The sequence below is a fragment of the Sphingomonas flavalba genome (assembly GCF_004796535.1).
Classification (GTDB): domain Bacteria; phylum Pseudomonadota; class Alphaproteobacteria; order Sphingomonadales; family Sphingomonadaceae; genus Sphingomonas_L; species Sphingomonas_L flavalba.
Window position 1 is genome coordinate 296,498 of record NZ_SPHY01000002.1, and the last position, 25,355, is coordinate 321,852.

The 25,355-nt window shown below is 67.0% G+C and carries 23 protein-coding genes and 1 tRNA gene; 6 read left to right on the forward strand and 18 right to left on the reverse strand.

All coding sequences use genetic code 11. The features are described from left to right. Nucleotides 1-159: 159 nt before the first annotated feature. A complete protein-coding gene (locus E4A53_RS03345) occupies nt 160-2,067 on the forward strand; it encodes an isoaspartyl peptidase/L-asparaginase (protein ID WP_239018111.1) in 1,908 nt (635 codons plus the stop codon). Then, entirely contained in the window at nt 2,064-2,513 is a 450-nt protein-coding gene (locus E4A53_RS03350) for an Lrp/AsnC family transcriptional regulator (protein WP_206366212.1), read from the forward strand. The genes E4A53_RS03345 and E4A53_RS03350 overlap by 4 nt, the downstream gene beginning before the upstream one ends. Before the next feature lie 107 nt (nt 2,514-2,620). On the opposite strand, the gene E4A53_RS03355 is transcribed toward E4A53_RS03350, so the two are convergent. The 12 genes from E4A53_RS03355 to E4A53_RS03410 all read right to left on the reverse strand — a co-directional run bounded on the left by E4A53_RS03355 (nt 2,621) and on the right by E4A53_RS03410 (nt 17,463). Then, a complete protein-coding gene (locus tag E4A53_RS03355) occupies nt 2,621-3,925 on the reverse strand; it encodes an MFS transporter (protein ID WP_136161694.1) in 1,305 nt (434 codons plus the stop codon). Further along, nucleotides 3,922-5,091, reverse strand: coding sequence for an L-lactate dehydrogenase (locus tag E4A53_RS03360; protein ID WP_136161695.1), 1,170 nt, complete (start codon nt 5,089-5,091; stop codon nt 3,922-3,924). Before E4A53_RS03360 ends, E4A53_RS03355 begins: the two co-directional genes overlap by 4 nt. Before the next feature lie 3 nt (nt 5,092-5,094). Next, nucleotides 5,095-6,189, reverse strand: a complete 1,095-nt coding sequence (locus E4A53_RS03365; RefSeq protein ID WP_136161696.1) for an oxidoreductase — start codon at nt 6,187-6,189, stop codon at nt 5,095-5,097. Next, complete coding sequence (locus tag E4A53_RS03370; protein ID WP_136161697.1) at nt 6,186-7,376, reverse strand: mandelate racemase/muconate lactonizing enzyme family protein; 1,191 nt, start codon at nt 7,374-7,376, stop codon at nt 6,186-6,188. Before E4A53_RS03370 ends, E4A53_RS03365 begins: the two co-directional genes overlap by 4 nt. A 15-nt stretch (nt 7,377-7,391) precedes the next feature. After that, a complete protein-coding gene (locus E4A53_RS03375) occupies nt 7,392-8,393 on the reverse strand; it encodes a D-2-hydroxyacid dehydrogenase (protein WP_168694302.1) in 1,002 nt (333 codons plus the stop codon). Nucleotides 8,394-8,480: 87 nt separating this feature from the next. Continuing rightward, nucleotides 8,481-10,784, reverse strand: coding sequence for a TonB-dependent receptor (locus E4A53_RS03380; protein ID WP_168694303.1), 2,304 nt, complete (start codon nt 10,782-10,784; stop codon nt 8,481-8,483). A gap of 115 nt (nt 10,785-10,899) precedes the next feature. Further along, nucleotides 10,900-11,880: a helix-turn-helix domain-containing protein gene (locus tag E4A53_RS03385; RefSeq protein ID WP_136161700.1), complete on the reverse strand. Its 981-nt coding sequence runs from the start codon at nt 11,878-11,880 to the stop codon at nt 10,900-10,902. Between the two features lie 128 nt (nt 11,881-12,008). Then, nucleotides 12,009-12,404: a nuclear transport factor 2 family protein gene (locus E4A53_RS03390; RefSeq protein ID WP_136161701.1), complete on the reverse strand. Its 396-nt coding sequence runs from the start codon at nt 12,402-12,404 to the stop codon at nt 12,009-12,011. Continuing rightward, nucleotides 12,404-13,015 (reverse strand): NAD(P)H:quinone oxidoreductase, encoded by a 612-nt coding sequence (gene wrbA, locus E4A53_RS03395; RefSeq protein WP_136161702.1) that lies wholly within the window; start codon nt 13,013-13,015, stop codon nt 12,404-12,406. The genes E4A53_RS03390 and wrbA overlap by 1 nt, the downstream gene beginning before the upstream one ends. A gap of 17 nt (nt 13,016-13,032) precedes the next feature. After that, the gene (locus E4A53_RS03400; RefSeq protein ID WP_239018112.1) at nt 13,033-15,231 is read right to left on the reverse strand and encodes a TonB-dependent receptor; all 2,199 of its coding nucleotides are present in this window, start codon (nt 15,229-15,231) and stop codon (nt 13,033-13,035) included. Between the two features lie 212 nt (nt 15,232-15,443). Beyond that, on the reverse strand, nt 15,444-16,253 hold the full coding sequence (locus E4A53_RS03405; RefSeq protein ID WP_136161703.1) for an IclR family transcriptional regulator domain-containing protein: 810 nt from the start codon (nt 16,251-16,253) through the stop codon (nt 15,444-15,446). A gap of 61 nt (nt 16,254-16,314) precedes the next feature. Beyond that, entirely contained in the window at nt 16,315-17,463 is a 1,149-nt protein-coding gene (locus tag E4A53_RS03410) for a CaiB/BaiF CoA transferase family protein (RefSeq protein ID WP_136161704.1), read from the reverse strand. A 214-nt stretch (nt 17,464-17,677) separates the two neighbouring features. Between E4A53_RS03410 and E4A53_RS03415 the strand changes: the two genes are divergently transcribed. The 3 genes from E4A53_RS03415 (at nt 17,678) to E4A53_RS03425 (ending at nt 19,983) form a co-directional block, all read left to right on the forward strand. Then, the gene (locus E4A53_RS03415; RefSeq protein ID WP_136161705.1) at nt 17,678-18,490 is read left to right on the forward strand and encodes a citryl-CoA lyase; all 813 of its coding nucleotides are present in this window, start codon (nt 17,678-17,680) and stop codon (nt 18,488-18,490) included. A 118-nt stretch (nt 18,491-18,608) separates the two neighbouring features. Continuing rightward, nucleotides 18,609-19,151 carry a VOC family protein gene (locus E4A53_RS03420; protein ID WP_136161706.1) on the forward strand — a complete coding sequence of 181 codons (543 nt, stop codon included), beginning with the start codon at nt 18,609-18,611 and terminating at the stop codon, nt 19,149-19,151. 10 nt (nt 19,152-19,161) lie between these two features. Next, a complete protein-coding gene (locus E4A53_RS03425; RefSeq protein WP_168694304.1) occupies nt 19,162-19,983 on the forward strand; it encodes an alpha/beta fold hydrolase in 822 nt (273 codons plus the stop codon). Between the two features lie 17 nt (nt 19,984-20,000). Here the strand turns inward: E4A53_RS03425 and E4A53_RS03430 are convergent, their stop codons facing one another. Beyond that, nucleotides 20,001-21,113, reverse strand: coding sequence for a cobalamin-independent methionine synthase II family protein (locus E4A53_RS03430; RefSeq protein WP_239018113.1), 1,113 nt, complete (start codon nt 21,111-21,113; stop codon nt 20,001-20,003). A 259-nt stretch (nt 21,114-21,372) separates the two neighbouring features. On the opposite strand from E4A53_RS03430, the gene E4A53_RS03435 reads away from it, so the two are divergent. Continuing rightward, nucleotides 21,373-21,921, forward strand: a complete 549-nt coding sequence (locus tag E4A53_RS03435) for a PEPxxWA-CTERM sorting domain-containing protein (RefSeq protein WP_136161709.1) — start codon at nt 21,373-21,375, stop codon at nt 21,919-21,921. A gap of 102 nt (nt 21,922-22,023) precedes the next feature. Here the strand turns inward: E4A53_RS03435 and E4A53_RS03440 are convergent, their stop codons facing one another. The 5 genes from E4A53_RS03440 to E4A53_RS03460 all read right to left on the reverse strand — a co-directional run bounded on the left by E4A53_RS03440 (nt 22,024) and on the right by E4A53_RS03460 (nt 25,352). Beyond that, nucleotides 22,024-22,227 carry a hypothetical protein gene (locus E4A53_RS03440; protein WP_136161710.1) on the reverse strand — a complete coding sequence of 68 codons (204 nt, stop codon included), beginning with the start codon at nt 22,225-22,227 and terminating at the stop codon, nt 22,024-22,026. A gap of 258 nt (nt 22,228-22,485) precedes the next feature. After that, nucleotides 22,486-22,561: transfer RNA gene (locus E4A53_RS03445), tRNA-Val, on the reverse strand. Nucleotides 22,562-22,630: 69 nt separating this feature from the next. After that, entirely contained in the window at nt 22,631-23,569 is a 939-nt protein-coding gene (locus E4A53_RS03450) for a helix-turn-helix domain-containing protein (protein WP_136161711.1), read from the reverse strand. A gap of 99 nt (nt 23,570-23,668) precedes the next feature. Further along, nucleotides 23,669-23,848 carry a hypothetical protein gene (locus E4A53_RS03455; RefSeq protein ID WP_136161712.1) on the reverse strand — a complete coding sequence of 60 codons (180 nt, stop codon included), beginning with the start codon at nt 23,846-23,848 and terminating at the stop codon, nt 23,669-23,671. 85 nt (nt 23,849-23,933) lie between these two features. Beyond that, complete coding sequence (locus E4A53_RS03460; protein WP_136161713.1) at nt 23,934-25,352, reverse strand: NAD(P)(+) transhydrogenase (Re/Si-specific) subunit beta; 1,419 nt, start codon at nt 25,350-25,352, stop codon at nt 23,934-23,936. Between the last annotated feature and the right edge of the window lie 3 nt (nt 25,353-25,355).

A 25,355-nucleotide genomic window follows, 5' to 3' on the forward strand; every position in this document is an offset into this window, starting at 1 on the left:
ACGCTCGCAGGAATCCCCGGATATTTCAATCATTATGACATAATCAACGATCATATTGTTTTTTTGTGCGCTCATTATGTAACATACGAGTTTCAATATGCCTGTCACGGGATGGGCACGAGGGGGAGAAAGACCATGCTGCGATCCACGCCGTTTCGGATGGCTGCGCTACTCATAGCCGGGGCAATGCTGGTCCTGTCGCCGGCGATGGCGCGCGAGCCGGCCTATCGGCGCCATGTGATCGGCACGCTTTCCACCCCTACTCCTGCCCCGGTTTCCGGCGGACTGCTGCTGATGGGCGGCGGCGACCGCAACCTCGACGCGATGCGCTGGTTCACCGCCAAGGCCGGGCACGGCCATATCGTCATCCTGCGCGCGTCGCAGGGGCCGGAAATCGGCGAGGAATTCTATCGCGACGTCGGCGGCATCCAGTCGGCGGAAACCTTCGTCTTCGCCAGCCGCACCGCCGCCACTGATCCGAAGATACTCACCAGTCTCAGGAAGGCGGACGGCATCTTCATCGCTGGCGGCGACCAGGCCCGCTACGTCCGCTACTGGCGCGGCACGCCGGTGGCCGAAATCCTCGACGCCCATGTTGCCGCCGGCAAACCGCTGGCCGGGACCAGCGCCGGGCTGGCGATCCTCGGCGAGCGGCTCTACGGCGCAATGGACGACGGCAGCATCACCAGCCCGGAAGCGCTCGCCGCGCCGTTCGGCCCGGCCAACACGATCGAGGGCGATTTCCTCCATATCGCGCTGCTGAAGGGCATCGTCACCGACACCCATTTCAAGGAACGTGACCGGCTCGGCCGGCTGTTCGCCTTCGTCGCGAAAGCGCAGGAATCGCTTCCCGCCGACCAGCCGGCGATGCTCGGCCTCGGTGTCGACGAAAGCGCGGCGCTGGCGGTCGAACCGGACGGCACCGGTCGCATCTATGCAACGGAGCCGGGCGGCGGCGCCTGGCTGGTCGACGGCACCGCGCTGCGCGGCCTGGACCGGCGCGGCCCGCTCAACGCGCCGCGCATACGGGTGACCGGCATCGACACGCGTTCCATCATCCACTTGCCCGCCGGCACGGTCGAGCGACCCAGCTTCGTGCGCCACTACGCGGCGCGGGCCGGCGGGCTGGCGGAGGTGCCGCGCTGGTCGCTTGCCATCCACGGCGGCGCCGGCGTCGTCCAACGCGCCACCCTCACCCCGGACAAGGAGCGCGCCTACCGCGCTGCGCTTGACCAGGCGCTGCGCGCCGGCGGCGCCGTGCTCGACCGCGGCGGCCCGGCGCTCGACGCGGTCGCCGCCGCGGTCCGGGTGCTGGAGGACGACCCGCTGTTCAACGCCGGGCGCGGTGCGGTGTTCACCGCCGAAGGCCGCAACGAACTGGACGCCGCGATCATGGACGGCAGGACGTTGAAGGCCGGGGCCGTCGCCGGCGCCACCCGCACCCGCCATCCGGTCGACCTCGCCCGCGCGGTGATGGACCATAGTCCGCACGTCATGCTGATCGGCGCCGGTGCCGACCGCTTCTCGGCCGAACAGGGCCTGGAACAAGTAGACCCCAGTTGGTTCCGTACCGAGGAGCGCTGGCGGCAATTGGAGACCTGGCGCCGCAAGCCACAGACGGCGGTCGACCCGACCCACCTGTTCGGCACTGTCGGCGCGGTCGCGCTGGACGCGGACGGCAACCTCGCCGCCGCAACCTCGACCGGCGGCATGACCGGCAAGCGTTGGGGTCGGGTCGGCGATTCGCCGATCATCGGCGCCGGCACCTATGCGAAGAACGGCCAGTGCGCCGTCTCCGCCACCGGCTCCGGCGAATATTTCATCCGCGAAAGCGCCGCCCGCCAGCTCTGCGACCGGGTCGCCTGGCACGGCGAAAGCCTGGCCGACGCGGCGCAGGCGACGATCATGGCGGTCGGAGCGATCGGCGGCGACGGCGGCCTGATCGCCATGGGGCCGGACGGGCAGCCGGCCTTCGCCATAAACGATCTCGGCATGTACAGGGGCAGGATGACTGCAAACACCGCCCCCGCCACCGCGATCTTCGCCGACGAAAGGATCAGCGAATGATGGCGACGCCCCGCCCGGTGCTCGACGATATCGACGAACGACTGCTCGCCCGGCTGCGCGAGGATGCGCGCCAGTCGATCGCCCAACTGGCGAAGGATCTCGGCATCTCGCGCGGGCAGCTCTATTCCCGCCTGTCACGGCTGGAATCGGAGGGGGTGATCGCCGGCTACACTGTCCGGCTGGGGTCGGCCTTCGTCGCCAGCCGCCTGCGCGCGCATATGATGATCAAGACCCGCCCGCGCTTCCACCGAGAGGTCGAACAGGCGCTGGCCGAAATCACCCTGATCCAGGCGATCCACGCGATCAGCGGCGAATACGACATCATCGCCGTGCTGGAGACCGAAGACGGCACACAGATGAACGAGCTGATCGACCAGATCGGCCTGCTCGACGGCGTCGAGCGCACCACCACCTCGATCATCCTGGCGACCAAGCTGGAACGCTAGACGCCACTGCCCGATCGCACTCCACCTCAACATACTCCCGCGAAAGCAGGAGCCTCCGGGACATACGGCACGCCCGACTCCAGCTTTCATCGGGCAGGACTGGACGCCTAAAACGTCCTGCGGTCGCGGGTCAGCCGTGCCGCCAGTGCCAACAGGCCGAAGCCGACGATGGCGGCCAGCGTGGTAACGATCGCCATCGCCTGGCCGATCATCATGTCGTCGGCAAACAGCAGCGCGTTGGTGGCCGCGACGATCGTCGGCCCGGCGCCAAGCCCCACCACGGTCGCCGCCAGCAGATAGATCGCGATCAACTGGCCGCGATGCTCGTTCGGCGTCAACTGGTAGAGCGCGAGCGGCGCAAGCCCGGTCGGCATCGCGAGGAGGAAGCTGCTGGCCGCCAGCGCCGCGAGCGACACACCTTCGCTGACGGCCAGCCCGACCCACAACGATGTCGGAATCACCAGCGCCAGCGCCCAACAGGCCAGGGCCAGCGGACGAGGGCCGTCGCGTTTCGCCATCCTGTCGGCCAGCCAGCCGGCAAACATGATCCCGGCCGCACCCGGTACCGCCAGGATCAGGCCGTAAACGACGCCGATCGTGCTTGCTTCCCACCGGAACAGCCGGATGAACACCGTCGGCGTCCAGCTTATCAGCGAAAAGCTGGCAAGCGCGTTGCACGCCAGGCCGGCGATTACCACCGACAGCACGCCGATATTGGCGCGCAGGAACCGCAGGGTGGACGGCGCCGCGCCCGTCGTCGCCCGCTCGCGCCGCACAGGTTCCCGCACCGAGAGCATCGCGGCGACGACCAGCAGGCCGGGCAGACCGACGACGATGAATGCTGCCTGCCAGTTGGTCATCGGGCCGATGATCGGCACTTGCACGCTACTGCCGCCCATCGTCGACAGGATAGCCAGCGCGCCGGCGATCATCGCCACGCCGGAGCCGACGAACGTTCCCATCGTGTAGACGCCCATCGCCCGGCCCCGCCGCTCGGGCGCGAAATAGTCGGCGATCAGCGAATAGGCGGCCGGGGACAACGCCGCCTCGCCTACCCCCACCGCCATGCGCGCGGCGAACAGCTCGGCGAAATTGCGGGCCAAGCCGCAGCCGGCGGTGGCCAGGCACCAGATCAACATGCCGATGATGATCAGGTTGCGGCGGTTGCCGCGATCCGCCACCCGCCCGAAGAACAGGCCGAGCGCGGTGAAGGTAATGACGAAGGCGAAGCCGTGGAGCAGGCTGACCTGGGTGTCGGTGATGCCCAGGTCCCGCCGGATCGGCTGGACCATCAGGCTCAATATCTGCCGATCCATGACCGCGACGATATAGGCGAGCAACAGCAGCACGACGACGCGCCACGCTGTGCCTGTGGCGGGATAAGGAAGCTCGCGGCCCGCAACGCCGGTCATCTCGACGTCTCCTCGCCGTCGTGGAGCGGAACGCGGATCAGCGCACCGCAATCTATGTCGGTCAGCCGGCGGCGGCCGGTCATCGCCATCGCCGCTCGCAGATCCTGCCCGAAGCCCTCGATGAGCGCGGACACGCCCCGCTCCCCCTCCGCCGCCAGCGCATGAACCCAGGACCGGCCGAGCAGCACGCCATCGGCACCCAGCGCCAGCATCCTGAACAGATCGATCCCGGAGCGCACGCCGCCGTCCGCCAGCACCGTCACCCGCCCGCCCACGCGGGCGGCTACCGCGGGCAGCGCCTCGGCGGTCGCCGGTGCGCCATCGAGCTGGCGGCCGCCGTGATTGGAAACGACGATGCCGTCGGCACCAGCGGCAACAGCAGCCTCCGCGTCGTCGGGATCGAGCACGCCCTTGATCACCAGCGGCCCCGGCCAATGCGCGCGGACGAAGGCCAGGTCGTCCCACGTGACCGATGGGTCGAAATTGCGCATGATCCAGGCAGCGAAATCTTCCGTTCCCGCCTGTCGGCCGAGCACCGGCACCAGGTTGCCTAGGACATGCGGCCGGCCGCGCAGCCCGACGCGCCAGCTCCAGCCCGGCCGAAGCGCGGCATGGAAACCACGCCGCAACGCGCCGCGCAGCCCCGGCGCACCCGACATGCCGGAGCGGAAATCGCGGTGGCGGGTGGCGGCCACCGGCATGTCGACCGTGAACAGCAGAACCGTGCAGTGCCGGGCCGCCTGGGCCAGCAGGTCGACCATGAACGCCCGGTCGCGGATCATGTAGAGTTGAAACCAGAACAGCGTCGACGTGCCCGCCGCCACTTCCGCCATGTCGCAGACCGAAACGGTCGACAGGCAGAAGGGGATGCCGGCCCGCTCGGCGGCATGCGCCGCCTTCACCTCGCCGCGCCGCGCGCACATCCCCGCCAAGCCGACCGGGCCGAGGGCAAGCGGCAACGGCATGTCGCGGCCGAACAGCCGGGTCGTCGTGTCGATTGCGGACACATCGCACATCACTCGCTGGCGCAAGCGGACCGACTGCAGCGCCGATCGGTTGGCGCGGAGCGTCAGTTCGTCATAAGCGCCGCCCTCGATATAGTGGAACAGGAAGTGCGGCAGGCGGCGCCGCGCACGCTCGCGCAGTTGCTGGTGGTCGACGGGCATCGGTCAGTACACCACGTCGGCGGCACCCGCCTCGAACGGGATCAGTTCCGAGAACCGGCCGTCGCGGACCTTTTCGATCCAATGGGGGTCGGCAAGCAGGACGCGGCCGAGGCCGACCAGGTCGAAATCCCCGCGCGCGAACCGCTCGACCAGGCCGGTCAGCGGCGCCGGCGCCGCCCGATCGCCAGCAAAGGAGGCGGTGACGTCGCGATCCAAGCCGATCGACCCGATCGTCATCGTCCGCGCCCCGGTCAGCCTCTTGACCCAACCGGCAAGATTCATGTCGGATCCCTCGAATTCCGGTTCCCAGAAGCGCCGCTGCGAGCAGTTGACGAAATCGACCCCGGCGTCGACGAACGGACCGATCCAGCGGGCCAACGCATCGGGCGTCGTCGCCAGCCGCGCTTTGTAATCCTGTTCCTTCCACTGCGAAATCCGCATCGACACCGGCATGCCCGGTCCCACCGCCGCGCGGACCGCACGGTAGACCGCCAGCGCGAAGGCAAGCCGGTCTTCGATATGGACTCCGCCCCAGCGGTCGGTCCGCATATTGGTCCGGTCCCAGAAGAACTGGTCGATCAGGAAGCCGTGCGCGGCGTGGATCTCGACCGCATCGAAGCCGACACGCCTGGCATCCGCCGCCGCCCGGCCGAAACGGTCGACCAGATCGACAATCGCCTCGTCGCTCAGCGGTTCGCCGACGACGAAGGCCGGGCCGCCCAGCCCCGACGGGCTGACCAGGGGTGCCGGGTGCCACCACGGCTCACGGTTGAACCGCCCGCCGGCATGCCACAGTTGCAGTGCGATCCGCCCGCCGGCATCGTGCGTTTCGCGCACCAGTCGCTGCCACGCCGGTTGCGCTTCGGCACGGAAATCCGCGAGGACCGGTGAATTGTTCGCGGCCGGATGGTCGATCGCCGCGGCGCCGGTCAGCATCAGGCCGACCCTGCCTTCCGCCCGGCGCCGGTGATAGGCGGACAGTTCCGGCGTCGGGATGCGGTCCGGGCAGGCATAGCGCGACATCGGCGCCATCACGAAGCGATTGGGCAGCGTCAGCGCGCCAAAGCTGACCGGCTGGAACAGGGCATCAAGCTTCATCGCGCGCCGGTCCACGGATGCTCGGCCACGGCGTCCTCGTTGACGTCCGCGCCCCAGCCTGGCGTGTCGGGGAGCATGAAGCAACCGCCGGCGATCGTCGGCGCCGCGGTCAGCAGCGCGTATTTCCACGGCACATCGTCGCCTTCGATCTCCATGATCTCGAAATTGGCGACGGCGGCGCAGAAGTGTGCGGCCATCAGGTCGGCGAGCGGCCCATAGAAATTATGCGGCGCGACATTGATCTCGCCGATCTCGGCAAGCGCGGCGATCCGCACCGACTCGGCTATGCCGTTCCACGCGACGTCGACGATCGCTACGTCGGCGGCACGCACGGCGAGATAGGGTTGGAAGCCACGGCGCCCGTAAAGCGTTTCCAGTGACGCAAGCGGCATCGGCAAGCGTTCGCGCAGGGCGGCGAGCGCGTCCGGCGCGTGCGCGTCCGCTTCCAACCAGCGTAGGCCATGGCCGGCAAGCGCCCGGCCGATCCGGGCGGTTCCTTCCGGCGTCGCGCCGAAATTGGCGTCGAGCATGATATCGAGGCCGGGCCCGCCGCCATCGCGAAAAGCGGCGATCTGGTCGGTGATCGCCGCGATCGTCGCCGCATCCACCGCCCGCCCCGGATCGCCGCCAGGCACGAAGCCGGGGTTGAGCAGCACCGCCCCGTCGGCCGTGAAGGCGATCGGATTGGTCTTGGCCGCGCCGAAGCCGCGCGCCGCCGCCTCCGCCGCCAGCGCCTTCATGTCGTCGAGCGTTTCCAGGCGCGGGCGGCCGAGGATCCTTTCGAAATAGGCGCTGTCGCGGACGCGGAAGCTGCCGCAATGCGACCAATAGAGCGGCAATCGGTCGCGGAACGGGCCACCGAGCAGGCGGGCGACCGGCACGCCCGCCGCCTTGGCCGCCAGATCGACGCAGGCATTTTCGATCGCGGCGATCGCCTGGGCGTTCAGGCCGCCGGGGGCGAAACGCGCCCCTGCATGGAGTTCGGCAGCAAGGCGGGCGAAGCCTCGCGGGTCCTGCCCGATTACTCTTGCCGCCAGTGTGTCGATCATCTGCGGCAGCGCCGGCGCCCAGGCGCCCCGGCCATATTCGGACCAGCCGACCAGCCCCTCGTCGGTCTCGATCTTCAGGAAGCTGAACGGCCGCCAGCCGCCATCGGCATGGATACTGGCGGCGCGGGTGATCCGCATTTGCCTCCCCCTCCCCTATGCCGCTTCGCGCGCGGCGCAATCGACGACGTGCAACAACGGCTCGTCCTGCGCGAAACGTCTGGCGTTTTCCGCGGTCAATGCAACCATGTGCGCGCGGTCGTGCGGCGTCGGGCCGGCGGCGGCGGTGTGCGGGGTGATGATCAGGTTCGGCGCCGACCATAGAGGATGCCCGGCCGGCAGCGGCTCCGGCGACGCAACGTCGATCGCGGCGCCCGCCAGCCCGCCCGCTTCGAGCCGCGTCGCCAACGCCGCCGCATCGACGATACCGCCGCGCGACAGATTGACGAGGAACGCGCCGGGGCTGAGCAGAGCCAGTCGAGCCGCATCGAAGAAGCGGTCGGTCTCCGGCGTCAGCGGCAAGGCGATCGCGACGAAATCGACTTGTGGCAGGTGGGTGTCGACGCCGGCCAGCGTGCAACTGGCGTCGGCAAGGCCATCGGCGTCGCCGCGCCGGCTGACCGCGATCACCCGCATCCCGAACGCGCGCAGCAGCCTGGCCAGCGCCTTGCCGATATGGCCGAAGCCGAGAATCATCGCCGTCCGCCCCTGCAACGAAACCAGGCGGCCGCCGAGCGCGTAGTTCCAGTGCCGCCGCCGCTGCTCGTCGAGTGCATCCGGAATCCCGCGGCCGAGCGCCAGCATCAGCCCGACGCCATGTTCCGCCACCGTCGTCGCCCCCGCCCCCGGCGTGTGGGTAACGACCAGGCCGGCGGGCAGCGGCTGGCCCTGCACGTTGTCGTAACCAGCGTTGGTCAGATGGATCCAGCGCAGACGCGGCGCGTCGCGGCACAGCCGCTCCAGCAACGCCGCTGAAATCTGGGCCGCCGACAGGATCAGCCCGTCGATGTCGGCGACACCTATGGCCGCGGCGGGCACCGGCGCGCCGGCGTCGTCGCACGCGACCGACAATCGGATATCGAGTGCGCCCAGCGCCCTTTCCAGTTCGCCGTCATCGGCGTTCCACAACAGCACATGGGGACGGAGACGGGTGGTCATCAGACATGCTACTCGATCGGACTCGACACGGGCTTGGGACGGGGCGGCCGACCGGACGGCGGGTTTCGTCCGGCCGGCCATACGGCGTCAGAAGTCCCGTTTGACCGTGAGCAGCCATTCGCGCGGCCGGGTCGGCTGGCCAATCTGGGCGTTGTAGACTGGCGTGCCTGTCTGGTAATAATTGATATATTTGAATGTGCCGAACACGTTCGTAACGCCCAGCGTGACGATCCAGTCCTTCTTCGTGTCCCACATGATCTGGGCATCGGCCAACGCACGCGGCGTGATCCGCGTCAGCGGGGTATTGACCGGATCCGAATAGGTCGCGCTCAGATAGCTAATATCGAAGCGCGGCGTGATCTCGCCCGCGCCACCGGCATCGAAGCTGTACTGGATGCCACCGGACGCCGTCCATTTCGGCGTGTAGACGTTGGTCATGTCCAGCGTCACGCCGGTGAACGGCAGCACCCGCTTGTACTTGAAATCGAGATAGCCGACCGACGCGCTGGCCAGCAGCCCGCCGCTGCGCAATTCAAGCTCCGCCTCGGCGCCGTTGATCCGCGCGTCGCCGATGTTGGTCGCCGCGGCGCAGGGTCCGGCGGCATTGTTTGGCGTGATCGCCGGGCAGGAGTTGATCTTGCCCTGAACATTCTTGAACTGATTGTGAAACACCGCTGCGTTGAGGCGCAGGACCCGATCGAACAGGTCGCTCTTGAAGCCGACCTCGTAGCTCGTCAGCGTTTCCGGATCGAACGGCACGACCTGGCTGGGGAAATACGGGCGCGGGTTGATGCCGCCGCCTTTGAAGCCCGTCGCGTACTGCGCGTAGACCAAGGCATCGTTGCCGATCTTGTAGTCGGCGGCGACGCGCACGTCGACGCGGTTTCCGTCATAGACGCCCGTCACCCCGTCGAGGATGCCGAGCGTCGGATGCAGCCCGCCGTCGACGGCATAACGGTGAAACAGGTAGGTCTTCCTGTCGTTGGTATAGCGCAGCGCGCCGGTCAGCGACAGGCCGTCGACCGGGTGGACGATCGCCTGCCCGAACACCGATTTCGACGATGTGTTGATCGGGTCGTCGGTGATCGCGCGCAGATCGACACCGCCGCCGCCCAGTGCGAGGCCGCCGCGTAGATTGAGCCGAGTGCGCGACACGCCCTTCGCGTCATAATAGAAGCCGCCGATCGTCCACTCGACCATCTTGTCGGCGAAGTCGCCCGACAGGCGGATCTCCTGCGTGAACTGCTTGTGGTTCAGCCGCCAGATCTGGTCGAGGATGTTGGCGGGCGATACGTCGAGGTCGACCGGAAAATAGGTATTGGATACCCGATAGCCGGTGATCGACGTCAGTGTCACGCCGCCGAGATCGGCGGTAAGGTTGTTGGACAGGCCCCAGCCGTGCAGCGTCGTCTTCGGTTCATAACTGAACTGGGTCGGCAGGCCGGGGTCGCCGATGTAAGTGGCGTAGTTGGTGTAGCTGCCCTTCGGCGTCATATAGTTGTTGGTGCCGGCCCAGATCGGGTTCTGCACCGTCAGCTTGCCGGCCGGATTCTCCGAATCGTCCTGGATCGTGTCGACAATCAGGTTGTTCTCGATCCCGTCCGCCAGCAGAAAGCGGAAGGCGGCACGGCCGGTGAACAGTTGCTGCCCGCCCTCGCTGCCGATCTTGCAGCCTTTCATCGTCCGCTGCGTCGGTCCGCTGGCGATGCCGGTTGCACAGCCATAGTCGAGCCGGGTCAGGTAGCCGTCGGCTCGCCGGCCGGAGGCGGACACACGGACATAGAGCCGGTCGGGGATCAGCGTGAAGTTGGAGGCCGCCCGAATGTTGACGCGGTTGAACCGGCCATAGCCGACTTCGATAGAGCCGTTGGTCGTGTCGTCCGGCTTCTTGGAATAGAGCTTGATCGCGCCGCCGATCGAATTCTTGCCGGCCAGCGTTCCCTGCGGCCCGCGCAGGATTTCGGCACGCTCGAGATCCATGGTTTCGAACAGGCTGCCGGAAATGACGCCGTAATAGACATCGTCGACATAGATGCCGACACCGGGCTCGACCGCGAAATGCGGGTCGGACTGGCCGATGCCGCGAATATAGGCGCTGGCCCCCGCCCCCGTGCCGGCGACCTGGCGCTCGACGAAGACGTTCGGCACGCTCTTGGCCGCTTCCGCTACGTCGCGGATGCCGCGATCGTCCATCAGGTCGCCGGAGAGCGCCGAGATCGACAGCGGCGTGTCCTGCACCCGCTGCGCCTTGAACTGCGCAGTGACGACGATGTCGCCGGCGGAAAGATCCCGGTCGACCTGTGCCGCTGGGGCGGCCGCGTCCTGCGCCGCTGCTGGCTGCACCGCGGCGATCGCCGCACCGAGCGCCAGCAGCGAAGCTGCGAAGCGCACGCTTCCAAGCGCATTATTCCCTGTATCCTGCATCGCGTTCTCATCCAGCCGATCGTTGCGTGCCACGCCGCGTCTAAGCCGCGACAGCACGATCGCTTGGTAGGCGGCGAACAGCCTAAACTCTTGCCTCGCCGTGACAGGGAATGTTGTTGTTGCGGGACAGACGGCACTCGCGGCGGTGCTCACGTGGCGACGCCCCATAAGCCTCGCGGAAGCTGCGGCTGAAATGCGCGGCGTCGTTGAAACCCCAGCGGAACGCAATCTGGATGATCGACAGGCCAGCCAGCGTCGGGTCGAGCAGATCGCGGCGACACGCTTCCAGCCGGCAATGACGGATCCAACTGCACACCGACCATTCGGTGCCTGCAAACGCGCGATGCAACCGGCGCACGGAAATGCCGCAGCCGCGGGCGATCCGCGCCGGGCTCAGTTCCGGATCGGCCAACCGCGCGTCGATGAACGCGCGGATCCGGCCGCCGGGCAGCCCCTCGGCCTCCGCCCGCGGCCGGCCTTCGCGGCCGATCATCCGGCGAACGACGCCGGTCAGCATCTCTCGGGCGACGACGGCATCGTCGTCGAGCAACCGGTCCGCCGATCGCGCGATCGTCAGCAACGTCGAACGGGCGAGCGCGCCAAGCCCCTCCTGACCCGACATCGCATAGGGGCGTGCCAGTCCGCTCGATGCGGTCGGGCCAGTGAATTCGGCCGCGGGCAGATAGGCGATCAGCTGCGATGTCGGCCCGTCGAAGCGGGTGACGAACGGGCGAAAGCTGTCGATGATCGCAAATGCCCCGGCGGACAGCATCAAGTCGTTGTTCGATTGGCTGACCTGGCTTCGCCCGCCGAGCTGCATGATCAGCATTATGTAGCGGCTCTGGTCGGCTTCCAGCGACCGCCTGTCCTGCGCAAGCTGGCGGATATTATGCTTGAAATGGCAGATGCTGACGCCGCCGACCTCACGATGGCGGATCGACCCGGTAAACGGCTCCGGCGAAAACTGCACCGCTGCGCGCCGGCCGCAGAGCGCCGCCATCCGCTCGCGCCATGCCTCGCGCCCATCGTCCGGATGCATCACCGCCGTCGTGAAATCGGCCATCCGCGCCCCCTCTCAGGCTCCACCGGCTCCGGCTATCTCGTGCCGGCTGCCATCGCGGCGGGACCATAGGCCGTTCGCAACCGCCGGTCGATCACCGAGATTCCGGGTCGAGCGACCAAAATAGCCGCCTACGCCGCTGCCGGAATCACGCGAATGTGCCACCATTCCTCCAATCGATCGACCAGCGCATCGCTGGCGAAGCGGCAGCGGAACATGCCGTCCAGGTCGATGGTTTCGCCGCCCGGCACGCCCTTGAAGGCGGCGTGCCAGTGGCACAGGCCGGTATCGCCGGCACAGGTCACGCCGTCGTAGGTGAAGACGACGTCGGCTTGCCCGGCCGTCACCTTTTCCCAATAGGCACGGACCCCCGCCTGCCCTTCCAGCGGCGGGTCGTAGGGCGTTTCGTGATAGCGAGCATCGGGCGTGAACAGGGCGGCGGCGGCATCCGGGTCGCGCCGTTCCCACGCCGCCTTGTAGCCGTCAAGCCAGGCGGTGAACACCGCTTCGGTCACTGCGTGGGTCATCAGTCTCGCCCTCCCCTTTCCATGCGTGCAGCGATCTCGGCGACATGCCGTCCCTGGAAGCGCGCGCCGTCCAGTTCGTTGCCGCTCGGCCGGCGGCTGCCGTCGGCGCCGGCAATGGTGCTCGCGCCATAGGGGGTGCCGCCGCTGATCTCGGTCATGATCGTGTTGCCGGCAAAGCTATACGGCAGGCCGACGATGACCATGCCGTGGTGCAGCAGGGTGGTGTGGATCGACGTGATCGTCATTTCCTGCCCGCCATGCTGGCTGGCGGTGGAGGTGAACGCGCTACCGACCTTGCCGACCAGCGCGCCCTTCACCCACAACGGCCCGGTCTGGTCCAGAAAGTTGCGCATCTGCGCCGCCATATTGCCGAACCGGGTCGGCGAGCCGATTATGATCGCGTCGTAATCGCCCAGTTCCTGCGGGTCCGCGATCGGCGCCACCTGATCCAGCAGCACGCCGGCGCTGCGCGCCACCGCCTCGGGCATCAACTCGGGCACCCGCTTGACCGCCACCTCGGCGCCAGTGGTGGCGGCGCCTTCGGCCACCGCCTGCGCCATCGTCTCGACATGGCCGTAGCTGGAATAATACAGAACCAGAATACGCGGCATCACCTGCTCCCGATCGATCAGAACCTGAAGCCAAGCTCGGCGCCGTAACGACGCGGCCGGGCCTTGAACACGAACCCGCCGGGCGAGAACTCGGCATTGTATTTCTCGTTGAACAGATTGCTCGCGAAACCCGCCAGGGTGAAGCCGCCGAAATCGACGCTCAGCCGCGCGTCGACCAGGTCGACCGGCTTGCGAACCGTCGAATTCTCGACATCCCACCAGGTCTTGCCGGTCCGCCGGTAATCGACCCGCGCGGTCAGGTGGACATCATCGCTGACGGCGGTGCGGTACTGCGCGCCCGCGTTGAAAGTATAGCGCGAGATCAGCGGCGCCTCATTGCCGATCACCGCCGGGTCGGGGAAGGCCCTGATGTCGCTGGCAGTGTAACCGAAGCCAAGATTTACGTCGAAACCGGGCGCCGGCCGCGCCGTCGCCTCCAGTTCAAACCCTTTGATCCGGGTGCGCGGGACGTTGCCCAGATTCTGGGTCGAGTTGGCGGCGAGGAAGACGAAGAAATACGAATTCTTCGATTCCGTCGTATAGGCATTGGCGCTGAGCGTCAGCCGCCGGTCGAGCAGCTGGGCGCGCGTGCCGACCTCGAACGTATCGGCGGTTTCCGCCTGGAAGACATCCTCGACGCCGACGATGCCATTGGCCGCCGCGACGCCGCCGACCCCGGTCTGGTTGAAGCCGCCGCTGCGGAAGCCCCGGCTATAACCGCCGTAGACCGTCAGCATGTTGGTCGGCTTCCAGGTCAGCGTCAGCTTCGGCTGCCAGTCGTCGAAGGTGGCCTTGCGCACCTCGCCGGTGGTGCCGTCGGGCAGGCCGGGCGCGTTCATGAACTGCGGCGGCGTCAGCGTCGTGTTGCGGCGGCGGTCGCGGTCGTACCGTATGCCGAAATCGGCGCGGAACTGGTCGGAAAAGTCGTAGGACAGGTTGGCGAACACCGCCCAGGCGAAATTGTCCTGCTTGTCCGACAGGAAGCTGAACTGCGGGTTCAGCGGGTTCGTGCTCGGCTCACGATAGACCGGAAACGCGTCGTTGCCGGTATCGATCATGTTGCCGGTCGAAATGAACCGGTTGGTATCGATGAAATAGGCGCCGACAATATAGCCGAACTTGTTTTCGGCCGGCGATGTGAAGCGGATCTCCTGGCTGAACGCCTTGACGTTCAGATACTGGCTCTGGTTCAGGTCGAAACCGAAGATCTGGTAGAACAACGATTCCTGGATCGGCAGGAAGTCGAAGGCGTCACCGGTCAGTATCTCCTTCAGCGTGTCGTAGGAGGTAACGGAACTGATCACCCCGGCGCCGGTGTCATAGGTCAGCCGCAGCGACAGGTTGTTGATGTCGCGGTCGTTCTGGCCACGGTTGTTGACCCTGACCGGCAGGCTGGTGTCGTTCACGTCCGACACGATGTTGAAATACAGCGCCTGGGTGCGTAGCCGGCTGATCGATCCGCGCAGGTCGGCGGTAAATTCCGGCGTCGGGTTCCACAGCAGCGTGCCACGCAGGCCCAGGTCCTTCACCGGGTCCGCATCCTCGTTCAGATAGGCGTTCCGGATGAAACCGTTGGTGTCGTACCACGACCCGGCAAGGCGGAAACGCACCGTGTCGGACAGCGGCCCGCTGACCCCACCGCGCAGCCAGTAGCCGAAACCATTGTCGATACCGGCGCGGGCCTGCCCCTCGAAAATATCGGTCGGCTGCTTCGTGCGAATGACGATCGCGCCGCCAATCGCATTGCGGCCATAGATCGCGCCCTGCGGCCCTTTCAGCACCTCGATCTGCTCGATATCGAACAGCTCCTGGTTGAACTGGGCCGGATTGACCTGCTGCACCCCGTCGACAACGACTGCGACCGATGGCTCCGAATTGCGCGCCTGGGTGATGCCGCGGATGATGATGAAGGCGTTGCCGGCGTTCTGGGTCTCGACCAGATTGACGTTGGACGTCAGGTTGATGAAGTCGCTCGGCCGCTCGATACCCGCCGCCGCAATAGTTTCCGACGTATAGGCGGCTATCGCCGCCGGCACGTCCTGCAGGGATTCGGACCGGCGCAGCGCGGTAACGACGATGTCGCCCTCGCCGGCGGCAGCGGCCGCATCGCCGCCGGCGGATGCCGCCGACTGCGCCTCGGCCCCGCTCGCGGCGACACCGGCAATTCCCATCGCGCCCGCCAACAGCACGACACGTAGAGACCGTATCTTCCTCATCCCCATTCCCCGCTTTTATTGGCTCGGGTGGGCACCCGGCGCCGGCCGTTTTCCGGCTGGCGGACACCTATCCGATCGTTTGTCGGGGTACGAATTTCGATTATCGAAGTCAAGTTCGCATTGCGAAACCCATACGAAACCGCTCTGCTGTTGCGCACCGGAAACAATGCCAGGCGCCACAACCTTGCTGTCTTGCGATTAAGAAGGGAGTGTTAGGGTCGCAGCGCGTGCGACAGGAACGGCCAGCGCTGCAACGCGCCCTCGATCTCGACGGCGGCGCGCTGGAGCAGCGGCAGCCGGCTGGCGACCAGCTCGTCGCGCGCGATTCGGGTCGTCGATGTCGAGCAGTTGATCGCGGCGGCGATCTGCCGGTCTTTGTCGAACACCGGCACCGCGACGGAAACGACACCGTAATCCAGCTCGTCCTGGGCGGAAGCATAGCCGTCGACCCGCGTCGCGTGCAGGCTTTCGCGCAGCGCCGCCTTGTCGGTCACCGTATGTTCGGTGAACCGGTTCAGCGCGACCGATTCCAGATAGGCGTCAATCGCCGCGTCACCCTGATAGGCGAGCAGCACCTTGCCCAGCGACGTCGCATAGGCGGGAAAGCGGGTGCCGACGCTGGCGCCGATGCGGATGCGGCGGTTGGTCGAAACATGGGCGATGTACAATATGTCCTCGCCCGACAGCACCGCCATCGACGAGCTGTCGCCGGTTTCATCGCGCAGCGCCTGAAGGTGCGGTCCGGCCACGCCCTCGACATTCATCGAGGCGAGGAAGGCGGAACCGAACACCAGCACTTCCGGGCGCAGCAGGAATCGTCGGCCGTGCTGCGCGACATAGCCGAGCTGGACAAGCGTGTTCAGGCAGCGCCGCGCCACGGCCGGGTTCAGCCCCGTCGCCACTGCGACCTCGCTCAACTGCATTTCCGGACGGCTCTGGTTGAAGGCGCGCAGCACCGACAGGCCGCGCGCCAGCGTGGAGAGATATTCCGGGTCCTGCCGCACCTTCGGCGTCTCAGCCATCCTGCCGCCCCTTAGTCGTTCCGGCGGCTATAGACAGGCGCGACCGCCCGCGCCAGCCGCGCTATTCGCCGGGCGGCGTCCAGGCCGGGCGGCCCAGCACCGCCGGGTTGTCCACGCCCAGCACCGGCGGCGGCACCACCGTGTCCGCCCGCTCGCCGTCAAAGCTGACCGGCGAACGGATCGTGCGGAACAGCCCGGTCTCCGAGTGGGTGGCGGACACTTCCAGCGCCAGCGCGCGCGCCTGCTCTGTCTCCAGCACCTCGTTCGATGCATAGACCGGCGACGACGGCACGCCCTTCTCCAGCAGCAGTCGGCGCCATTCCTCCCGGTCACGGGTGCGAAAGATCGGTGCCAGAAAAGCGACGACATCGTCATAATGGGCGATGCGCGCGTTGCGGTCGGCGAACTCGGGCAGCGCCAGCATGTCCGGCCGCCCGACCGCCTCGGCCAATGCCTCCCAGAATTTGGTCGGCGACGACATGTGCAGCGCGATCCAGCCGCCGTCGGCGCACTGGAAAACATAGGATTGCGACACGTTGGGCCGGCTGTACGGCCCCATCACCTCGCCGGCCGAGAAATAATGGGTGAAGTCATCAAGGTTGAAATGGCACATCGCCTCCAGCATCGATACCTCGACCACCCGGCCGCGGCCGGTCGTCGCCCGCTCGTGCAACGCGCCCAATATGCCGTAAGCGGCGTAGAAGCCGGTGATGGAATCGGCGATCGCCGGGCCGACGACGCGCGGCTGCGCCGGGTTGAGCAGCAGGCGCAGGAACCCGCTCGCCGCCTGCGCCACCGTGTCGAAGGCCGGGCGCTTGCGGTCGGGTCCGGACGCGCCGAACCCGGAAATCGCGCAATAGATCAGCTTCGGGTTGATCGCCTGCAGCCGCGCCGCATCGACGCCCAACCGGGCGGCGACGCCGGGCCGGAAATTCTGGATGAACACGTCGGCGTCGGCGATCAGCGCGTCGAGTGCCGCCAGATCCTCCGGCTGCTTGGTGTTCAGCGTGATGCTTTTCTTGTTGCGGTTGTAGGTCTGGAAATGCGGGCTGTAGAGCCCGCCCTTGAACGCGCGGAACGGGTCACCGCCGTCACTGTTCTCCACCTTGACCACGTCGGCGCCCAGATCGGCGAGCAGCATCCCGGCGGCCGGGCCGGTGATGAACGTACCCATTTCCAGGACACGGACATCGCCAAGAACCTTCGCCATCACCGACCCTCCCAAACGAATCATGCCGGCCGGCCGCAGTGTCGTGCTGCGGGGCCGGATCGCCGCATATAAGAAAATTCGTATAGCGAAAACAACTTCGAAATGCGAAAGGTTGTGAGTCGGCATGTCGGCCGATAGCCTTGTCGCCCTGCCCGCCCCGGATTTCCGGGCCGGATCGCGGCGGCCGGGCCGGGCACAGACTAGTGAGATGGCGATGAGAATAGGCAAGCAGGATCAACCGTACAGCGCGATTTCCACCTCCACCCCGGCCGCGATCACCGTGCGCGGCAAGGACCTGTGCAGCGAGGTGATCGGCCAGACCGACTTCACCAGCTATTTCTGGCTGCTCGTCACCGGCACCGAGCCGAGTGCCGACCAGTTGTTCTTCGCCAATGCCGTGCTGACCGCGCTCGCCGAACATGGCCTGGTGCCCAGCGTCGTCGCCGCGCGGATGACCTACGCCGCCGCGCCGGAGGCATTTCAGGGCGCCGTCGCCGCCGGGCTGCTCGGCTGCGGATCGGTCGTGCTCGGCAGCGCGGAGGTTTCCGGCGCCTTTCTCGCCGACATCGTCGCGAACGACCGGGTGCCGGAAGAAGCGGTGCGGGCCCTGCGGGCGGAGGGCAAGGCGGTGCCCGGCTTCGGCCATCCGCTGCACAATGCCGGCGACCCCCGCGCCAACCTGCTGCTACGGCTGGCGGCGGAGCGCGGTACCGAAGGGCCGCATATCGCCGCCCTGCGCGCGGTGAAGGCCGCCCTCCCCGCCACGATCGGCCGCGACCTGCCGATCAACGTCAACGGTGCGATACCGGCGGTGATGCTCGATGTCGGCTTCCCGCTTCGGGCGCTGAAGGGCATCGCCCTGCTTGCCCGCACCGCCAGCCTGATCGGCCATCTGCAGGAGGAAAGCGAAAGGCCGATCGGCTTCATCCTGTCCGGGCAGGCGGCGGCGGCGATCGCCTATGACGGCCCCGGCCCCGACGCCGATGCCGGCGGCGACGCGGACGCCGGCACCGCCGCCCATGCCTGATTTTCGTTATGCGAATTTTACTTCGCAAAACGAATTGATGCCCCCAATGGGCTGTGCTAGCTTTTGCCGCCGGGTAGAGAGCGCGCAACGCCGCGCCCGCTAAGGAGAGGAACCGACCATGACGAGATTGCCGTCGCGGCTGCACCATACCGCCTATGTCAGCAAGGACCTGGAAGCGACCCGCAAATTCTACGAAGAGGTGATCGGCCTGCCGCTGATCGCGACGTGGAGTGAAAAGGACGTGCTGTTCGGCGCAGAGCGCGTCTACTGCCACTGTTTCTTCGGCCTGGCGGATGGCGGCGCCCTCGCCTTCTTCCAGTTTGCGAAGCCGGAGGATCAGACCCTGTTCGATCCGGAGCTGAGCCCCTCACCGTTCCGCCACATCGCGCTCAACGTCGACGCGGAAACCCAGGCGGAGATCGAGCAGCGAATCAAGGCCGCCGGCTATCGGGAACCCGATACCTATGTCCTGGAGCATGGCTATTGCCGGTCGGTCTACATCACCGATCCCAACGGCATGATCCTCGAATTCACCCTCGACGCGCCCAATGCGGATGAAATCAACGCCAGACGCCGCGCCGCCGCCCATGAGGAGCTGCGCCGCTGGCTTGCCGGCGATCACGAAACCAACAACCATTTCCGCCACGAAGAGCACGCCTGACGGCACGGCCATGGCCAGCCTGCCCGCCGACGGCCCGACGATGATCCACGACATTCCGGTCGCGAACGGCGCCGTCCGTATCGAAATCGCCGGCGAGGGGCTGCCGCTGGTCCTGCTCCACGGCTGGTCGCTCGACCGTGGCGTCTGGCAGGCGCAGCTCCACGCGCTGGCCGCGCGCTTTCAGGTGATCGCGGTCGACCGGCGCGGCTTCGGCGGATCGACCGCTCCGCCGGGGCTCGCGCAAGAGGATGGCGACCTGCTCGCCATTCTCGACCGGCTGGGGCTGGCGCGCGCGGTCATCGTCGGCATGTCGCAGGGCGGCCGGGTGGCGCTGCATTTCGCCATGGCCCACCCGGACCGGGTGATCGGCATTGTGCTGCACGGCGCACCGCTTGACGGCTTCCTGCCCGCTCCGCGCGGAGAGGACTGCATACCGATCACCAGCTATGCCGCGCTTGTCCGTGGCGGGCGGATCGACCGGATGAAGGCGCTATGGCGCACCCACCCGCTGATGCGGGTGGAAGACCCCGCCGCCCGGCGCATCGTCGACCGGCTGCTCGCCGCCTATCAGGCGCGCGACCTGACCGCGCCGGCGGCGCCGCCGCTGGCTCCGCTCGCCGGCGAACTCGATGCCATCCACGCGCCGGCGCTGGTCCTGACCGGGGAACAGGATACGCCCTGGCGGCGGCTGGTCGGCGATGCGCTTGCCTATGGCCTGGCCAACGCCCGCCGCGCCACCATCGGCGGCGGGCATCTGTGCAACCTGACCGATGCCGGCGCCTATAACGCCGTCCTCGCTGGCTTCGTCGACCGCATCCGCCGCGCCGCATAGGCGCGACCGCCGGGCGCTTACCCCCAGTAGCGCCGGCTCGCCCGCCGTGCCCCTTCGGCCAGCGCGCCTAGCTTGGCCCAGACCACTTCAGGGTCCAGCCCGCCGCTGCCGACATGGATCGAAAAGCCGCAGTCGACGCCGCCGATCACCCGTTCGCGCCCGACGAGGTCGGCGTAGCGGCCGATCCGCTGGGCGACCAGGTCGGGATGCTCGATATAGGACGATTGCGGCTCGATCAGCCCCGGCGCCAGTATCTTGTCCTCGGGCGGCCGGACGGTTTCGAACAGCGCGAATTCATGGGCGTGGCGCGGGTTCGCCGCCTCGAACAACACCGTGCGCGGCTTGGCGGTCCAGACGATGTCGACGATGTCAGCCAGCGGCACGTCGCAATGGTGCGGGCCGGGGTAATTGCCCCAGCACAGGTGCATCCGCAGCCGCTCCGCCGGGATGTTGGCGACGGCGTGGTTCAGCGCCTCGATATGCAGTGCGATCTTCTTGCGGAACCCGGCAACGTCGAGGTCGGCATACTGGACATGGCGGCCCATCGCGAGGTCGGGGCAATCGATCTGCAGGTCGATCCCGCTGGCGGCGATCGTCTCATATTCGTGCCGCAGCCCTTCGGCGATCGCGAACAAATAGGCTTCATAGTCGGGATAATGGGTGTTGCCGAAGAACAGCGCCGTTGTCCCCGGCGATACCGCGCTCATGAACAACCGCCGGCCCGGCGCCGCTGTCTTCAGCCGCTCGGCGTCGCGGCGTGGCGCCTCCATGTCCTTGACGGAGATCGGGCCGTTGCACGCCGGAGCGGTGCGCCGCGCCCGCCCGGTATCGGCGAACACCTTGGCCTTGGTCCCCGGAAACTCGTCAAGGTCGCGAAAGCTGTAGCTGCCGCTCTCGCCGCCGAAGCCGTTCAGCCGATCCTTGATGTAGGTGGCATAGCTCGGCTTCGACATCTCGCCGTCGTTCAGTACGTCGATACCGGCTTCGACCTGCCGCGCGACCATCAACGCCACCGCCTCGTCGACCGCGACCGCCAGCGCCTCCGGTTCGATCGCCTCGCCGCCCTGCTGCGCGAACATCATCGCCATCAGCGCCTCGGGGCGCGGCAGGCTGCCGGTATGCGTGGTCAAAAAGCGATCGGCCGCCATTCCCCCTCCCCAATGTCTGCAAAGCTCAGGTCAATCACGCTAGGTATTCGCATATCGAAGTCAAGTTCGCTTTGCGATAAGAATACAGCCGGCGGCGCAGGCGCGAGGGATTCTGGATCTGATCGGGCACTGAGCCACGGCTCATCCCTATATATCATAGTTAATGCTCTGTTATTCGTTCCGCCGCCTCGGTAGGGAGCCGGGCGGCCGGGATAGTTCCCTGGCTTATAGGGGCAAGGACATGCGGAAATTCTCTCTGATGGCGGCGGCTGCGCTGGGCGCGATGGCAGTGGCCACACCAGCTTCGGCGGCAAAGGTGTTTGTCCTCGACGGCGTGACCCTCCAGGGCGGCGGCACGCTGACCGGCACGTTCACCACCAACGACGCGATCACCGCGCTTGAGGCGGTCAATATCACCGCGTCGGCGAACGTGTACAACCCCGGCAACGGCATCAACTACAACCTGCCGGGCTTCGTCTACGACAACATCAGCTATGTTGACTGGCAGCAGGTTCCCAACTTCTTCCGCATGACCTTCAGTGATGCCGGCAAGAATTTCCAGATGGTCCTCTACTTCACGCCAGCGCTCAGCGACGCCGGCAGCAAGATTTCGACGACGCAGTCGTTCGAGTCCGAAATCGGCGTGCATCGCTACGTCACGGCCGGCAGCGCGGCCCTCAGCGCAGGAGCCGTCCCTGAGCCGGCAACCTGGGCTCTGTTGATCGCGGGCTTCGGCCTGGTCGGCGGCGCGATGCGCAGCCGCAAGCGCGTGACCGTCGCCTTCGCCTAAGCCAGGCATTGATTGCAGCGACGCCGCCGGCCTTCGGGCTGGCGGCGTTTCTGTGCGTGGAACGGCGCTCGCAACCATCTCCATCGCGATCAGCCGCCCGCGCTAGTCGCCCAGCTTCCGCCCCATCGTCCAATTGGCCTTCATCCGCACGATCGGATTCGGCGCACACCAGATTTCGCCCGTCTCGTTGATGGCTGTCACCCAGATCAGGTTGTGCTCTTCACCGTAATCGATGACGCCGATCGCCAGGCCATCGCCTTTTCCCTGCACGTGGAGCGGAATGGACGGGTTGAGTTGGGTGAACATGAGACGCGCCCCTTTGATTTGAGGCGGCGGTAACGCGGCCGGACGGCGATGGTTGCGGACGCGTCGGCGGCGACCGGCGCAGCGCCAGTCGTTCCGGCAGGGTATCGACTCTCATTCTAAAGTCACCTCGGCTACCCTCGAGCGCAGCCTGCAAGCCTTTCCCGGAGATACGGTTGTCGACCATGATCGGGTCGACGTACGCTCCAGCATGTAGTTACAATCGTCACCACGGCCGGGGATGAATAACCAGGCTTAAAATGGTGGGCGCTGACGGGCTCGAACCGCCGACCCTCTCGGTGTAAACGAGATGCTCTACCAACTGAGCTAAGCGCCCGCCTGACGGGAATGGCGGGCTTTATGGTGTTTGGTCCGGTTAGCCAAGCCCGAACGACCCATCACCGCGTTACGCCAGAATCGCGCCCGCCTGCCGCGCGGCGGTGAAGTAGCGCTGCATCGCCTCCGCCGCCCGGTCTGCCAGCGATATGAACACCCGTCGCCCATCACGCTGGTCCGGCCGGCGTTCGATCAGATTGGCGTCGGCCAGCGTCTGGATCCAACGCAGCGCCGTCGTCGGCGGCACCGCCGCGGCGATGCACAGGCTGGACACCGCAACCGGCTGCGCCTCCAGCCGCGCCGCCATCAGGTCGAGCAGCATGTCCCAGGCCGGGTCGGCGAACAGCGCCGGCGGCAAATACTGGTCGCGCAGCCGCCGCGCGCGGATCACCGCGCGGATCGTCACCGGCTCGACCGGGTCGCTCCGCGTTTCGGCGGCGAAGCGCCCGGCGCCGTCATGCACCGCCGGCCCCGGCCCAAGCTCGCCGGCGGAGAGTTCGGCCAGCGCCTTGGCGATGCGCGCCACCTCACGGCTCAACTGCATCAACCGCTGCGCCTCGGACTCCGCGCCGATATCGGCCAGCATCAACTGGCGGGGCTGTACCGCCAGTTGCAGCGCGGCAACCCGCTCGATCATTGTCGGCGCGCACAGCAGGGCGACGCGCGCGCTGCTGATCCCCGCCGCGACGATGTCAATCAGCGACTCGGGAAAGCAGACGACCGCGTCGATGCCGGCGTCGCGCGCCGTCCGGTCGACCAGCGCGAGCAGCGCGTCCAAATCGGCGCCACCGTCGCGGTCCAGTTCGACGATCAGCGCGTCGGCATTGCCGATAGCGGCCAGCCGCCCCTCTCCCACCGCGCCCGGCTCCAGCAATTCGGAGCGCAGCACGCGCGCGCCCAGCACATCCGCGGCCTGCGCCGCGACCGACAGACCCATCGACGTATCCGCCAGCACAACGACCGCCGTTTCGGTCATCGTCGTCCCGCCGTTGCGATACCAAAGCTCCATGGCCACCCCCGTTCGTCCGCGTTTGATCCATTCTGGACCATGCCCGATCCGGGGATGGACTCCAGTGGATACGTGTCCGTTTTGGATAAAAAAATTGAGTTAAGACTGCAACATAGCAGAATTACGACGATCGCGTCCAAGTCTCTCGGCTTCGCCGATCGCGGAGTCCAGCGCGGCCAGGCAGGCCGCATGGTCGGCGCGCATCCCCGGCGGCGCACCGGTCTGCGCCAGCGCGGCGCGTGCCGCGCGCAACGCGGCGTTGATCTCGTCGATATCCACTGCTCCGTCCTCCTGTGCGAAGGACGGTCGTTGCGGCGGCGGCTTGCGCGGCGATTGCTCCGCGGCGGAGCGTCGCTGCCCGCCCCTACTCCATCGCCTTGACGATTTCCTCGACCATCTTCTTGGCGTCGGCAAGCAGCATCATCGTGTTGTCGCGGTAGAACACGTCGTTGTCGACGCCGGCATAGCCGACACCGCCCATCGACCGCTTGACGAACAGCACGGTCTTCGCCTTCTCAACGTCGAGGATCGGCATGCCGTAGATCGGCGAGCTCTTGTCGGTCTTGGCCGCCGGGTTGGTCACGTCGTTGGCGCCGATGACGAAGGCGACGTCGGTGCGCGCGAACTCGGAGTTGATGTCCTCCAGCTCGAACACCTCGTCATAGGGCACGTTCGCTTCGGCCAGCAGCACATTCATGTGCCCCGGCATCCGCCCGGCGACCGGATGGATCGCATATTTGACGGCGACGCCGTGCTCCTTCAGCTTGTCGGCCATCTCGCGCAGCGCATGCTGCGCCTGGGCGACGGCCATGCCGTAACCGGGGACGATAACGACCTGCTCGGCCTGGCTCATCAGAAAGGCGGCGTCCTCGGCCGACCCGCGCTTCCACGGCCGGTCGGTCTTGGCGGCCGCGGCACCGCCGCTGTCGCTGTCGCCAGCGCCGAAGCCGCCGGAAATCACGCTGATGAAGCTGCGGTTCATTGCCTTGCACATGATGTAGGACAGGATCGCGCCCGACGACCCGACCAGCGCGCCGGTGATGATCATCGCGGTGTTGTGCAGGGTGAAGCCCATCGCCGCCGCCGCCCAGCCGGAATAGCTGTTCAACATCGAGATGACGACCGGCATGTCCGCCCCGCCGATCGGGATGATCAGCAGGAACCCGATCAGGAAGGATAGCGCGACGATCACCCAGAACATTCCCGGCGTGTCGGCGTGGAACAGGAAGACCAGTGCCAGGATCGCCGCCAGCATGCCCAGGTTGATGACATGGCGCAGCGGCAGGATGATCGGCGCGCCGCTCATATTGCCGTTCAGCTTTAGGAAGGCGATAACCGATCCGGAAAAGGTGATCGCGCCGATCGCGACGCCAAGCCCCATCTCGATCCGGCTGTTGAACGCGATATCCAGCCCGTCGGCGGCAAGGATGCCGAACGCCTCCGGGTTCAGAAAGGCGGCCGCGCCGACCAGCACCGCCGCCATGCCGACCAGCGAGTGGAAAGCGGCGATCAGCTGCGGCATTGCGGTCATTGCGATCCGCCTGGCGACGATGAAGCCGATCGTCCCGCCGATCAGGATCGCGCCGGCGATCTCCGGCAGGCTGGCGATATCGTGGGTGACCAGCGTGGTGCCGACGGCCAGCGCCATGCCGGCCATGCCGAAACGGTTGCCCCGCCGGCTCGACGCCGGGCTGGACAGCCCGCGCAGCGCCAGGATGAAGCAGACGCCCGCTACCAGATAGGCGAGCGCGACCCAGGGATTGACGGCGAGCGCCTCGTGCATGGT